Annotated in this window: 13 protein-coding genes; all 13 read right to left on the reverse strand. The window is 68.4% G+C overall.

Translation table 11 applies throughout. The features are described 5' to 3' along the window. The coding region (locus tag ACZ6O2_RS31810) for a hypothetical protein (protein WP_466025512.1) at nt 1–997 on the reverse strand (997 nt) is incomplete at its 3' end. Between the two features lie 102 nt (nt 998–1099). Then, entirely contained in the window at nt 1100–1426 is a 327-nt protein-coding gene (locus ACZ6O2_RS31815; protein ID WP_466025513.1) for a hypothetical protein, read from the reverse strand. Then, nucleotides 1423–1845 carry a YbaB/EbfC family nucleoid-associated protein gene (locus tag ACZ6O2_RS31820; protein ID WP_466025514.1) on the reverse strand — a complete coding sequence of 141 codons (423 nt, stop codon included), beginning with the start codon at nt 1843–1845 and terminating at the stop codon, nt 1423–1425. The genes ACZ6O2_RS31815 and ACZ6O2_RS31820 overlap by 4 nt, the downstream gene beginning before the upstream one ends. A gap of 66 nt (nt 1846–1911) precedes the next feature. Further along, the gene (locus tag ACZ6O2_RS31825; RefSeq protein WP_466025515.1) at nt 1912–4803 is read right to left on the reverse strand and encodes a hypothetical protein; all 2892 of its coding nucleotides are present in this window, start codon (nt 4801–4803) and stop codon (nt 1912–1914) included. A 2-nt stretch (nt 4804–4805) separates the two neighbouring features. Next, a complete protein-coding gene (locus tag ACZ6O2_RS31830; RefSeq protein ID WP_466025516.1) occupies nt 4806–5177 on the reverse strand; it encodes a hypothetical protein in 372 nt (123 codons plus the stop codon). 289 nt (nt 5178–5466) lie between these two features. Further along, nucleotides 5467–5754: a WXG100 family type VII secretion target gene (locus ACZ6O2_RS31835; protein ID WP_466025517.1), complete on the reverse strand. Its 288-nt coding sequence runs from the start codon at nt 5752–5754 to the stop codon at nt 5467–5469. 70 nt (nt 5755–5824) lie between these two features. Further along, entirely contained in the window at nt 5825–6142 is a 318-nt protein-coding gene (locus ACZ6O2_RS31840) for a WXG100 family type VII secretion target (RefSeq protein WP_466025518.1), read from the reverse strand. A 117-nt stretch (nt 6143–6259) separates the two neighbouring features. Beyond that, the gene (gene eccB / locus ACZ6O2_RS31845; protein WP_466025519.1) at nt 6260–7591 is read right to left on the reverse strand and encodes a type VII secretion protein EccB; all 1332 of its coding nucleotides are present in this window, start codon (nt 7589–7591) and stop codon (nt 6260–6262) included. Nucleotide 7592: 1 nt separating this feature from the next. Then, nucleotides 7593–8999, reverse strand: coding sequence for a type VII secretion integral membrane protein EccD (gene eccD, locus ACZ6O2_RS31850; RefSeq protein WP_466025520.1), 1407 nt, complete (start codon nt 8997–8999; stop codon nt 7593–7595). Between the two features lie 741 nt (nt 9000–9740). Beyond that, on the reverse strand, nt 9741–10511 hold the full coding sequence (locus tag ACZ6O2_RS31855; protein WP_466025521.1) for an SDR family NAD(P)-dependent oxidoreductase: 771 nt from the start codon (nt 10509–10511) through the stop codon (nt 9741–9743). A 277-nt stretch (nt 10512–10788) separates the two neighbouring features. After that, nucleotides 10789–11208, reverse strand: coding sequence for a WXG100 family type VII secretion target (locus tag ACZ6O2_RS31860; RefSeq protein ID WP_466025522.1), 420 nt, complete (start codon nt 11206–11208; stop codon nt 10789–10791). 214 nt (nt 11209–11422) lie between these two features. After that, nucleotides 11423–11839 carry a hypothetical protein gene (locus tag ACZ6O2_RS31865; protein WP_466025523.1) on the reverse strand — a complete coding sequence of 139 codons (417 nt, stop codon included), beginning with the start codon at nt 11837–11839 and terminating at the stop codon, nt 11423–11425. Nucleotides 11840–12061: 222 nt separating this feature from the next. Further along, entirely contained in the window at nt 12062–12472 is a 411-nt protein-coding gene (locus ACZ6O2_RS31870) for a WXG100 family type VII secretion target (protein ID WP_466025524.1), read from the reverse strand. Nucleotides 12473–12476 lie beyond the last annotated feature (4 nt).

Here is a 12476-nt window from a genome sequence, read left to right on the forward strand (position 1 = left end):
CTCTGCCTGCGCCGAGCTGCACTTCCTCCTCCTTTAACACCACCCCCCCCCCCCTCCCCCCCCCCCCCCCCCCCTCCCCTTCCCCCCCCCCCCCCCCCCCCCCCCCCCCCCCCCCCGCGGCCGATCCCCCTGCCCCCGAGAGCGCCCCGGAAAGAATGTCCGCACCGAGATTACTGAAGTCGTAGTACCCCTCGACCATCAAGCTGGCACCGATACCGAAGAGCCCCTCCCCGAGGGTCTCCGTCAAGGGCCGCGTCAGCACATCGGTCAGCAGAGTTTTGGTGGCATCCGACACGCCCAGCTTGCTGACGGCGCCGGCGACAGCGCCAGCGACCTTGCCCAGCGCCGGCCCGGCCACCGTGCCGAGGAACGCCGCCGACGCCGCGAACGCCGCCTGCTTACCGACCGCCGCCCAGTTCACCCCGGACTGCAGACCGTCGGTCATCATGGACACCTCGGCCAGCAGCGCGGAACCCGGCATGTACAGCATCTGCATAGCCATGCCGCTCGCCGCCGACCGGACCAACGTCGAACGCAGGATCGTCTGGATGATCGACCGTGTCTGGGCGAGGCGTGCCGCCGCCCCCACGGGATTCCAGAACCACATCGCGAAAATGCTGGCGAACTCGGCCATCATGAAGGAAAACATGATGGCCGCCGTACGCTTGCCCCTCTCCGTATCGAGGAAGAACTTCGTCTCCGCCTCGATCACGGCGAGTATCAGGTCGGCCGTCTCGGCCATCTTCTTCACAAACGGAGCGGTCTGGGCCACGAACCGGTCGAAGACCTCCCCCTCCCCCGCCTCCCCGACCGCCTTGATCGTCTGCTCCAGCAACGGGCCCAGCACCGTACGCACCCGATGCTCCAGCACTTCAGCCGTGCCGATGTCCTGCCACAACAGCGGCAGCTTCGCCCGGGACAGCTTGAGCGCGGTGAACGCTTCCAAAACCCGCATCGCGCTCTCGTCGAGCTCAAGGGTCGAAAAGGCGGCGGCCAACGCGCAACGCTCCCTCCCCGCCCCGAATCAGGGCATCCCGCGCGGGACAGTCAGCCGCGCTGACCGCCACCCCCGCTTCCGACCATCTCGTTCCAGTGCGGATCAGCCGCGGACGCCGCCGATCTCCGGGACCGCCTCCGTGTTGGTTGCCTCAGTGTTGACCCCGATTTGACGGGTGATGCCCACCTTCTCGCCCTGGAATCCGGCCGCGTTAGCCAGTTGGCCGAAGACCCCGAGCACCAGATCCCCGAGGAGGTGCAGCACGGCCGCGCGAACCAGCTGGCTCTGCTCGTCGTCCCCCGCCCACCGGCACAGAAGGATCTCCTCCAGCGACATTGCCGTCCCAGTCAGCTCTTTCACGAACTCCTCCAGCAACCCCACCCGCTGGGCCAGGGCATCCCCGTTGAAGGTGATCACTTCTGCACTCATGACGCCGCCCTCCCCCGCTGCCGGTCATCCTTGCCGGAAGCCAGGCCGATGACGCCCTCGAGAAGTTCCTCCATGGTCGTGGCCGACCGCGCGACGTCGCCGAGCCCGGCATGGTCGGCCAGCAACTTGGCGGTACCGGCCATCGTCTTCCGCTCGGCGCCCTCGCGAGCGGTACGCGCCGTCGTCACGATCAGGTCGGCCAGCTCGGCCGGCGCGAGTCGCCGGTAGGCGTCCCCGTTGAAGGTGATCCGGGTCAGCTCGCCCTGCCCACCCACGGTCACCGACAGCACCTTCTTCTTGTCCTCCACAGTGGTCTTCGACCGGGCCACGCGCCGGCGTACCCGGTCGGCCGCGGCCTCAGCCTCATCCAGGGCCGCACGCATCTCGGCCAACAGTTCCTCGTCGCCCAACATGCTCATCCCGTTACCTCCTCTGCCATCTCACGGTTGGTCCGTAGCGGCGGGTTCACTTCGTCGCAACAATGTTCAACGGCCCCGGTACCGGCGGCGCTCATCCTGGGTGCCGGGACGCTCGTCAGGCGTGTCGAACTCGTCGTCGTCGACCCGGGTGCCACGACCGCGCCGGCCGATCACCGCCGGCGCACAGTCGGGGTCGGTACCCCAGACCTTCTCGTCCTCCTTCAACCAGGTGCTGCGCTGGCGATCGCGGTCCTTCTGGGGGGCGCCGCCCATGCCCGGCATCATGGGGGGCATGAACGGCATCCCACCGGGCGGCATCCCACCGGACGGCATGCCGCCCGAGCCAGGCTGTGGGACAGCAACGCCGGTACCCGTGGCCGTGCCGGCACCCGGTGTCGCACCCGGACCACCGAGGGGCAACCCCAACTTGTCCTGATTCAGCGCCCCGGGCGAGCCGGATATGCCGGGCACCGACGACAGGCCCCCGGTACCGACCTGCACGCCGGGAATTTTCGGGAAGGCGGCCGAACCGGGTTTCGTGACGTCGCCGAGCGACGGGGGCGCGATGGTCCCGCTCATGCCCGGCTTGGGCGACACGTTCTTACCGTCGACCGTCGTCGGGAACGGATTCTTGTCCACCGGCGGCGTCGGCCCGGTGTCAGGCGACGGCCACGGCAGCTTGCCCAGGTCCTTCAGGCCCGGTACGGATCCGCCCCCGCCGGACTGCCTCGACGGCTCGGGCAGTCCCAGGTTCGCCCGCTGGGCGTCGCTGATCGGGATCCGGTCCAGCAGCCCGCCCTTCTGCAGCGCGGCGAGCTGATCCGGGGTGAGCTGACCGAGCGTCTTCGTACCGTTCGGCGCCGCCAGACCGTGCTCCCGCAGGTAGGCGGCCTGCTCAGGAGTGAGCGGCACCTTGTTCAGCAGCCCGGCCGAATCCAGCTGCTTCAACTGGGCCGGCGTCAGATCACCCAACGCCTGCGGCTCGGGCAGCCCGAGGTTCGCCCGCTGGGCGTCGGTGATCGGGGTCCGGTCCAGCAGCCCGCCCTTCTGGAGCGCGGCAAGCTGATCCGGATTGAGCTGACCGAGCCTCGTCGCGCCGTTCGGCGCCGCCATACCCTTCTTCCGCAGGTAGGCGGCCTGCTCAGGAGTGAGCGGCACGTTGTTCAGCAGCCCGGCCGAATCCAGCTGCTTCAACTGGGCCGGCGTCAGATCACCCAACGCCTGCGGCCCGGGCAGCTTGTTGTTCGCCTGTGAACCGCTGGACGGGAAGAGGCTGCCCGGGCCACCGGTGAACGGATTGTCCACACCGCCGCCAGCAGACGGCTTGACCGACTTGTGGATCAGACTGCCCGGAGCAAGAACACCCGCGGCAAGTGGACCGTCCGCGCCACCATTGGTGAACGGATTGTCCACACCGCCACCACCGGTAAAGACACTCCCCGGGCCACCATTGGTGAACGGATTGTCCACACCGCCACCACCGGTAAAGACACTCCCCGGGCCACCATTGGTGAACGGATTGTCCACACCGCCACCAGCGGTAAAGACACTACCCGGGCCACCATTGGTGAACGGATTGTCCATGGCGCCATTGGCGAACGGGTTACCCATGCCGCCGCCGATGTTCGCGAAGGGATTACCCGTGTTCGCGAACGGGTTGCCCATGTTCGCGAACGGGTTGCCCATGTTCGCGAACGGGTTGCCCATGTTCGCGAACGGGTTGCCCCAGTTGGCGAATGGGTTACCCCAGTTGGCGAAGGGGTCTGGCATGTTCCCGAACGGATTGTTGGGGAATGCCCCATTGGGCATCGCCCCAACGTCGTTGGGCATCGGAAAGGGTGCTACCGGCTTCGGGTCGGTGATGCTTATCGGGTTGCGCGCAGCGACGAACACCGACATCAGCTTCTCCGCCGCGACCAACGCCGGCTTGAAGCTGTCAATGGCTTTTTTGGCCCACATCTGGCGCAGATGCCGGTCCAGCCCGTTCCACTGCTCGACGCTGAAGGCATCGATCGGGTGGTATTCCACCCACTCCGGCGGCGTCCACGTGACGACACCGGAATCCTGGTTGGGGGATGCGGTTCGCCCCTTGTGTCCTGATGTGTCCCCGGTGTTGGCGTACTGCTGGCCCAGGTCCCAGGCGTTCGACTGGCCGTTGTGCAGGTCGCCGTACTCGAGAGTGCTCTCGTTGAACATCCTGGCGATGACCCGGTACGGATGCTGCCAGATACCGCCCGGGTGGACCTGGGTCCACCTGTCGAAGGTGTCCTCCACCGCGTGGATGAAGTCCCACATTGCCTGCTCGACCTGGGACAGCGTCGTGTCCCAGATTTTGAACTGGGGATCGACGTCGACGAGGTACTTGTTCGCGTTCTGCACCCGACGGATCCAGGCCGATTCGGCGGAGCCTTTGAATTCGGGGTTCTTGACGTTCACCGACTTGATCTGGTCGGTCAGCGAACCCGAGATCCCCATCGCGTGGGTCGTCAGGTTGCCCAGGATCTCGCGAAGCGACCCGATCGAGTACGGGTCGAACGCCTTGCCCGGTCCGGCCACCTTGGGCAGGTCGGCGCGCAAGCGTTCCCACGCATTGCCGAGACTGACGACCTGGTTGGCCCCGCCGTTGACCACCTTTGTCGGGTCGGTGGTGTTGCGCGTCTGACCCTGAGGCGTTTCGTTGTTGGTCACGCCCACCCACACCGTCAGCCGCGTGACGTGCTTTATCGCCCCGTCCTGTTTCCACCTGTAGAAGGTGACCGCGTCCTTGTCGTAGTCGGGCATGTACCCGCCGAGTTCCTTGTGTGAGCTGGTCTGGCTGATCAGCCAGTAACCGGGACCCTGGATGGTCTTCGGTCGGTAATCGTTGTTGATGGAACCCGCTTTCCCGTCGCTTCCGCCGCCGAGCACCAGCCCCAGAATGCTTGCTAGCATGTCCTCGAACGTCGCGGTGTTCGTCATTACTAACTCCCAGAAGTGGGCATGAAGTAATCGAACTGCTCGGCGCTCAACGTGCTCGCCTGTTCGACGGCATCGGAGTCGGCCAGCAGGAATTTGATGCCGAGCTCCAGGATGTTGATTTCGCCCCGCGCGCCCTTGAAGCGCGCGGCCAGGCCCGCCCGAACGGTATCGATCCTCTCCGTCAGGCTCTCCGCCTCGGTGAAACCCTTCCCGCCGAGGCGCAGCTTGAACGGCTTCGTGAAGTCGACCGTCGAATCCGGCAGGGAGCCGTACACGTAGTCCTTGCCGTACATCAGGTCGATCTCATCTCCCTGCTTGGTGTAGACGCCCTGCAGCTTCCGCAGGTAGTTCTCGTTGATGACGATGTTCTTCATCGTGTATCCCTCTCGACGGAGTCGGCGCAACGGGGACTCGGCTGTACTGATTCGGGGAATCCAAGGTCCAAGCAAGTCCATGGACAACGGTGGGTCAGATGCACTGGTCCACCCCGTGGTGCGGCGGACCAGTGCATCTGACCCAGAATCGGCTCGGCAGGATCGCCGTCTCGACTTCGTGTGGCGTCGGTTCGGCTGGGTGCTTGCATCAGGTAGGTGATCCGTCGCGTCAGTTTCGCTGGACAGGCATCAGATGCACTGGCTCAGGACACCGGCGCCCAGCGGTCTCCTAGGTGAAGATGGCCGCGCCCTTGTTGTCGCCGAGGACGTAGTTCTGGACGATCTCCAGAAGGCGAGCCTGCCCCAGTGCCAGGGCCTGCCGCATTTCCTGCTGGCCCTGGTTCCACAGCTGCTGAGCCTGCGCGTAGGCTTCCGGCGCCTGGCCGTTGTTGGCTTGGATGAACCGCTGTACATGCTGCTGGAGGTTTTCCAGCGATCGATCGAGGTCGCTGGTTTCCCTGCGCATTTCCTCGGCGACGTTGTGTACCGCGGCGGGATTGATAGCGTAGTTGGCCATCCTCGGCCTCCTTAACGTTCGTCGGTCCGGGCTTTGTCGGCCCGGGTTTTATGGGTGGGACGTTCGGCGGTCAGGCTGCGGCCCAGCCGCCGGACCGCATGGCGTTGTCGTCTTCGGTCGTCGTGGTCAGTTGCGAGTACTGCTCCATGTTCTGGTTGAGCATGTTCAGTCCCTGCTGGACCTTCGCGAAGCCGGCCAGCCACTGGTTGACGGCCTCAAGGAACCTTTTCGAGGCCGCGTCGCTCTGCCACACGGCGGCCAGGTTGCCCTGTGCGGCCGTGACGTTCCGATAGCTGTCGCTGGCCTCGGTCTGGGCCTGGGCGAACGCCATGACCATGCCGGTGATGGTCGCCTGATCGGCGACGATCCCGTTGTTCGGGGTTGCCATGACTCTCCTTGTTTGTCATCCGGCGCGCGTCGCCGGAAGCCGTGTGATGTGGTCGCGCCTGCCGCGTCCGGCCGGTGAGTCGGGCCGCGACGCGGATCGATCGGGTACCCGGCGGCCTCACCCCCCTTCCGGCCGGACCAGTGCCGGCCCGACGGGCAGCATGGCGACCAGCGCGGTGGGCATGACCACCGCCTGGTTGAGGGAATAGCCCAGGGTGGTGACGTCGCCGCCCATGATCGGGTAGGCAATCCCCCGCTCGTTGACCAGCAGGCCCTGCTGCCGCCACCGATCGGTTTCGGCGTTCGCCGGGGGCATCAGCAGCGCTCCCCCGCCCGGCGTCACCCGCACCGTCACGGCGGTCTTCCCGCCGCTGCCGCCGGTCGGCATGCCGGTCCCGGTGGCCAGGACGACCGTAGGTTTCTCGCCGGCCTTTCCCGCGAACTCCACACAGGCCACGGCACCCTCTGATAGGGATGGCGGTTTGGGCGGGGTGGCCGGCAGCGTGGTCAGAGGGCGCGCCGGGCTGCGCTGGCCGGCGGCGACCAGATCGGCCGCGGTGATGGCGGTCTCCCTGGCCGCGCCCGGCGTGGCCCGCCGCAGCAGATACTCGGTCTCGGTCAGCGGGGCCAGCCCGTCGGTGGTCATCAGGTAATGGCCGACCTTGCCGTTGCCCATGTCCACGGCGAACATCTGGCCGATCGACGTCGGCCGGCCGGCCACCCTCGGCCCGGCGCCGCCGGCCCCGGCCACCTTCGGCGGGCCGACCGTATCGCCCAGCGGGATCAACTCCAGCCAGGTGGTCGCCACCGGCACGGGAACGACCAGCCCCAGCCCCAGCACGTCGGCCATCCAGGACTGCGGGAGCAGCAGCCGCCGCCCTCCCCACAGCAGGTAGGTCTTCCCGCCCGCGGTGACCGGCAGCGCCTGCCCGTCGCCGAGCGGCTCGGGGGCCGCCGGCACGTCGACGTCCAGGACGATCTGGCCGGTACCCCGGCTGCAGGCACGCCACACGCCCTGGTTGACCCGGTTGGCCGCGGGCAGGACCTGCGGCCCGGCCGGGGTACCCACGGCCGCGCCCCGCGGCAGCTTGGCGAGCTTGGACGAGGAGACGGTGACCGGGGTGAGCCGACCACCGGCCAGCAGGCTGGCCGTCGCCACGTCGTTGACCGGGCGCAGTTGGCCGTCGACCAGCACGTAGCGCGCCCCGGTCGAGGAGTCCACCACCAGCATCCGCGGCTGCTGCCAACTGGTGGAGCCCGATCCCGGCATCAGCGCCCAGATCGCGACCACGACCAGCAGCAGGATCGCGAACACGAGGCCCGCGAAGGTACCGGTGCGGTCCCGGCGGGTCGGTGACTCGGCGGCCTCCGGCTCGGCCCGCACCAGCGCACCGGTCACCCGGGTCATCATGTACCGCTGGGCGTCTACCTGGTCACGACGCGACGACATGTCAACCCACCCGCGCCCGGATCACGTCGATCAGGCCGGTGATGACCACGACGGTCGGCGCCAGGGCGGCCACCACCGCGGTATGCGCCAAGTCGCCCATCCGACCCCAGATCGGGTTGAAACGCCGGCCGACCGGAATCCGCGCGGCCAGCCCGCACACCGCCACCATGATCAGGCAGCAGCCGATGGCCAGTTGGGCGGCGAGCTGACCCCGATCCGTGGTCGCGGTCAGGCACCAGGTCGCCATGGCGGCCAGCGCCGGGCCGGCCAGCGCCAACCTGTGCCAGGTGCTCGTCATCGGGCGGGTGACCAGGATCTGGGCGGCGGCGGCCAGCCAGGCGGCCAGCGGCGCGGCCCAGCCGGGCGCCGCCGCCAGCCACACCATCGCGGCCCCGGAGACCAGCCCGAGCGCCGCGTACAGGGCGGTCATGAACTGGTCCGCGGCGGCGGCCCGGGGAAGCACCTCGGCGGCCGGTTCCGGGTCGATGTTCTCCTGCAGGTCCGCCGGTTCGGCGGGCGTCTCCGGCAGGGCGAGCCCGGCGAGCTTGAAGGCGGCCGCCGGGACCGCCGGGCGCAGCGCCGTGGTGACGACGACCATGATCGCGGCGATCGTGGTCCAGTCCAGCGTGGCCCTGGTGCGCAGCAGGAGCGCGGCGACGACCAGCAGCCAGGCCACCAGCAGGCCGACGGTGACCGGCCGCCAGCCGGTGCGCGGGAAGACGAACGCGGCCACCAGCAACGCGGCGACGGTGCCGGCGCTGGCAACCACGAAGATCAGCCGGGGTACGAAGGCATCGGCCGCGCCAGCCAGCGGGGAGTGCGGCGCCACCGCTTCCAGCGCGGCGAGCACCGTCCCGGCCACGCAGGCGGCGCCCAGGATGCCGGCCGTCGCCCGGTCGGCCAGCTTGCGTACCACCGCGAAGCCCGCGACAAAGCACATCGCCGCTATCGCCGCGAGCAGCACCGGGCCCCGAGGCGCGCCCGGCCACATCCGCGCGGCGGCCAGCCAGGCGGCCAGCCAGGCGGCGAGCAGCAGCAGGGCGGTGACCCGCGTGGTCTGCGGCCGCCACAACCCGGACCGCTTGCGGATGCCGGCCGAGACGCCATCGACAAGGTCGTCGTAGGCCAGCGGCGGAATCTGGTCGGTACGCGGGCGTACGTGGACGACCTCGCCGTCGAGCAGGTCGAGATCCCCGACAGTGCTCGACTCGTCGAGGGCCGGCCCGCCCAGCCGCTGGACGATCCAGCCGCTGTGTTCCAGCCCACGATCGGCGAGGTCCGGTCCCAACGCGCTCAGCAGGGCCGGCATCATGTCGGCCAAGGGAATATGGGTGGGCAGGCTCACGTCGACCTGGCTGGTCGGTCCGACGACCAACAGCCGGCAGAGTTCCCCGCGCTCGGCGCTCATATCCCGAACACGCCTGCACCGTCGCCGGAGTTCACGACTTTTTAATCCTCCCGCGGATGGGTTCGCGTGGTTGCCGCGCGAGCTGTAGACCTTGTCCGCCAGGACCGGCCGGGTCGGATGCGGGGTCGGCCACCGGCGGGCCGGGACCCGGGCGAACCGCGGCTGTCGCCACGCTGCCCGCCGGTCGTCGGCATCGCCCAGGGCGTGCGGCCCTGCTCGCAGGCCAGGCCAGGTGCGCCTTGGTCGTACAGCCACCCCACGACCGACCCAACGCGTGATCAGCCGGCTCGTCTCAAGCCCGGCAGGTGGTTCCTTCTACACCCAGTCCGGGTTCCACTTGGGGCCGAGGATCGCGGCCTGCTGCTCGACGGTCGGCAGCAGGCCGCGCTCGTGGACGGCGATCATCCGATCCCGGCCGACGCTGAACGGACGAGGAGTACGTCCTGAAACGCCCACCGGCGCAGATGCACGAGCCTGCCGGAGATGCTGAACAGCTCGAAGAATCCGAACCCACGAATCCAGAAGTCCACCGACGCCGCCAAATCGCTCGTGGGGATCGCACGAACGCGGGCATTCCATGGAGGCCCCGGAACGGCTCCGGCGCAACCGCATCCGGGCCGGGAGCCGGCACAGAGCTCATCTCAAGGGCCCGGCCGTCGCCGGGCCGGCGCCCGATCGACGTCCTGCCAGGCCGGGAGGCCGAACCACTCGCGCAATGGCTACGCGCGCATCCCGGCGTAGTTACTGGTGGGTGCCGCCGTCGATGCGGATCTCTGTGCCCGTGATGAAGGCTCCGTCGTCGGAGGCGAGCATCGCGACGACTCCTGCGACGGTCTCCGGTGCGGCGTGACCCTGTCCGAGTGCGGGTGTGAGTTTGCGGAGCAGGGTGTAGTCGATGTCGGAGGGCACGAGCCTGGTGAAGTCGTTGGTGATGCCGCTGCTGATACTGCCGGGTGCGATGTTGACGGCGCGTAGGCCCTGCTTGGCGTATTCGCCGGCGATGGCGTGGGTGAACGCCTCGACACCGCCTTTGCTGGCCGAGTACGCGGCCATGAACGGATGCGAGAACGACGCGGAGGTCGAGCTGAAGTTGACGATCACGCCGCGGCCGGTGTCCAGCAGCGCCGGCAGGGCGGCTCGGGTAACCAGGAAGGTGCCGGTCAGGTTGACGGCGATGACGCGGTTCCACAGTTCGAGGCTGCAGTCGTGGGTGTGCGCGCCGCGCAGCATCCCAGCGGCGTTGACGAGCACGTCGAGGCGACCCAGGTCGGTGATGGCGCGGCCGACGACGTCCTGCACGGCGGTCTCGTCGGCGATGTCGAGCACCGCGGTGCTCAGCCGCGGCGCCGTGCCGGCGCTCTTGGCCCGGGTCTCGGTGTCGGCGAGTCCGTCGGCGGAGATGTCGGCGGCGACCACGGTGGCGCCTTCGTCGAGCAGACGCAGGACGGTGGCTTGGCCGATGCCGGATCCACCGCCGGTGACGATGGCGGTACGTCCGTCGAAGCGGTTCATGGGGGTCCTCTCCGGTAGACAGCGATGCGATTCAGGACCCCGGAGCCGGATCCGGGAGGGCCACGACCGAGGACCACCGACCCGGCTGGCGGTCACCGAGGGCATCACCCGCACGGCCGGGGCCATCATCAGCGCGGTGACGCCGATGGTAGCCGTGTTCGCGCTCTTCGCCGCGCTGCCGATGGCCGCTCTGCCATCTGCAGGCGGCCAGCGGCCGGGTCGGTGCGCACTGGCCCGACGACGGCACCGTCCAGTTGCGGCAACTGGACGCGCCAGGTCACGCACCGTCTGAAGACGGGACCCGCTTTTCGTAGATCACAATGGAACTGGTCGGAGTGGAGGGGACCCAGCCGTTGGCGGGACCGTCCGGGACACCGCCGGTCGCTACGGCCCAACTGCCGGCCTGCATGGCGTTGTCGTCTTCGGTCGTGGTGGTCAGTTGCGCGTACTGCTCCATGTTCTGGTTGAGCGTGTCCAGGCCCAGCTGGACCTTCTGGAAGCCGGTCAACCACTGCCTGATGGCCTCAATGAACCTCGGCTCGGCCGTGTCGCTCGACCACGAGGCGGTCAGCGCCTTGGTTGCGGCTATGACGTTCCGATAGCTGTCCTTGGCCTCGGTCTGGGCCTGCGCGAACGCCATGACCATGCCGGTGATGGTCTCCTGATCGGCGACGATCCCGTTGTCGGGGGTTGCCATGATTCTCCTTCTTCGTCATCCGGCGCGCGTCGCGGGAAGGCGGATGATGTGGCCTCGTGTGCCGCGTCCGGCCGGTGGGTCGGGCCACGGCGGCGGGTCGGTTGGGCATCCTGCGGCCTCACCCCCCTTCCGGCCGGGACCGTGCGCTCGCCGAGGAACCAGTACTCCCGGCGGGTGGTCAGGCAACACCTGCGGTTAGTGAGCCAATTGGCGGTCACTCACCTTCGATCCGTCCGAGTGGGGCCATCGGCATTTGGACCCTCTGGGCCCTGCCGTACAGCAGGCCGTCCCCTGCAGCCCAACTGCCGGCCTGCACAGCGTTGTCGTCTTCGGTCGTGGTGGTCAGTCGCGCGTATTGCTCCATGTTCAGGTTGAGCATGTTGAGGCCGTGCTGGACCTTCTGGAAGCCGGCCAGCCACTGCTGGACGGCCTCAAGGAACCGATGCACGGCCACGTCGCTCTGCCACGAGTTTTGCAGCGCTATGCCTGCGGCTTGGACATTCGCGCTGCTGTTCTTGGCCTCGGTCTGGGCCTGGGCGAACGCCATGACCATGCCGGTGATGGTCGCCTCATCGGCGACGATCGGGAGTGTGATGCCTTGCGCGTCGTACCCGTACTGATTCTCTGCCATGACTCTCCTTGTTCGTCATCGGCGGGCGCTGCCGGCGGAGGGTGGGTGATGTGGCCGCGTGTACCGCGTCCGGCCGGTGGGTCGGGCCGCGGCGGCGGATCGGTTGGGCACCCGGTGGGCGGTCAGCCGGGCCTGTGACGCCGCCCGGTCGGGTCCGGTCCTGGGTTGTGCCACGCGGATGCGACCAGCGGCTACGCCCGTCAGGTCACGCAATGCCTGCGGCTAGTGAGCCGGGTGACGGTCGAGTGGAGTCGGCGGCCATTGGACACGATTGCCGCTGACGAACTGGTGGTTGGGCGCCGTGGCCCAGCTGCCGGCCTGCATGGCGCTGTCGTCTTCGGTCGTGGTGGTCAGGTGCGCGTACTGCTCCATGCTCTGGCAGAGCTTGTTCAGGCCCTCCTGGACCTTCTGGAAGCCGGCCAGCCACTGGTTGACGGCCTCAAAGAACCTCTGCGCGGCCGCGTCGCTCTGCCACTGGGCCCGCAGAGTGGCCTGTGCTCCTACGACGTTCCGAAAGCTGTCGGCGGCCTCGGTCTGGGCCTGCGTGAACGCCATGACCATGCCGGTGATGGTCGCCTCGTCGGCCATCAGGCCGAACTCGCCGCCCACGACTCCTCTGTTGGGGGTTGCCATGATG

This window comes from Micromonospora sp. NPDC048040 (assembly GCF_055587185.1).

Coding starts and splice junctions, on each gene's coding strand:
- ACZ6O2_RS31825 (WP_466025515.1), bottom strand. CDS start 4,803: ATGACGAACACCGCGACGTTCGAGGACATGCTAGCAAGCATTCTGGGG.
- ACZ6O2_RS31835 (WP_466025517.1), bottom strand. CDS start 5,754: ATGGCCAACTACGCTATCAATCCCGCCGCGGTACACAACGTCGCCGAG.
- eccD (WP_466025520.1), bottom strand. CDS start 8,999: ATGAGCGCCGAGCGCGGGGAACTCTGCCGGCTGTTGGTCGTCGGACCG.
- ACZ6O2_RS31820 (WP_466025514.1), bottom strand. CDS start 1,845: ATGAGCATGTTGGGCGACGAGGAACTGTTGGCCGAGATGCGTGCGGCC.
- ACZ6O2_RS31865 (WP_466025523.1), bottom strand. CDS start 11,839: ATGGCAGAGAATCAGTACGGGTACGACGCGCAAGGCATCACACTCCCG.
- ACZ6O2_RS31815 (WP_466025513.1), bottom strand. CDS start 1,426: ATGAGTGCAGAAGTGATCACCTTCAACGGGGATGCCCTGGCCCAGCGG.
- ACZ6O2_RS31870 (WP_466025524.1), bottom strand. CDS start 12,472: ATGGCAACCCCCAACAGAGGAGTCGTGGGCGGCGAGTTCGGCCTGATG.
- ACZ6O2_RS31855 (WP_466025521.1), bottom strand. CDS start 10,511: ATGAACCGCTTCGACGGACGTACCGCCATCGTCACCGGCGGTGGATCC.
- ACZ6O2_RS31860 (WP_466025522.1), bottom strand. CDS start 11,208: ATGGCAACCCCCGACAACGGGATCGTCGCCGATCAGGAGACCATCACC.
- ACZ6O2_RS31830 (WP_466025516.1), bottom strand. CDS start 5,177: ATGAAGAACATCGTCATCAACGAGAACTACCTGCGGAAGCTGCAGGGC.
- eccB (WP_466025519.1), bottom strand. CDS start 7,591: ATGTCGTCGCGTCGTGACCAGGTAGACGCCCAGCGGTACATGATGACC.
- ACZ6O2_RS31840 (WP_466025518.1), bottom strand. CDS start 6,142: ATGGCAACCCCGAACAACGGGATCGTCGCCGATCAGGCGACCATCACC.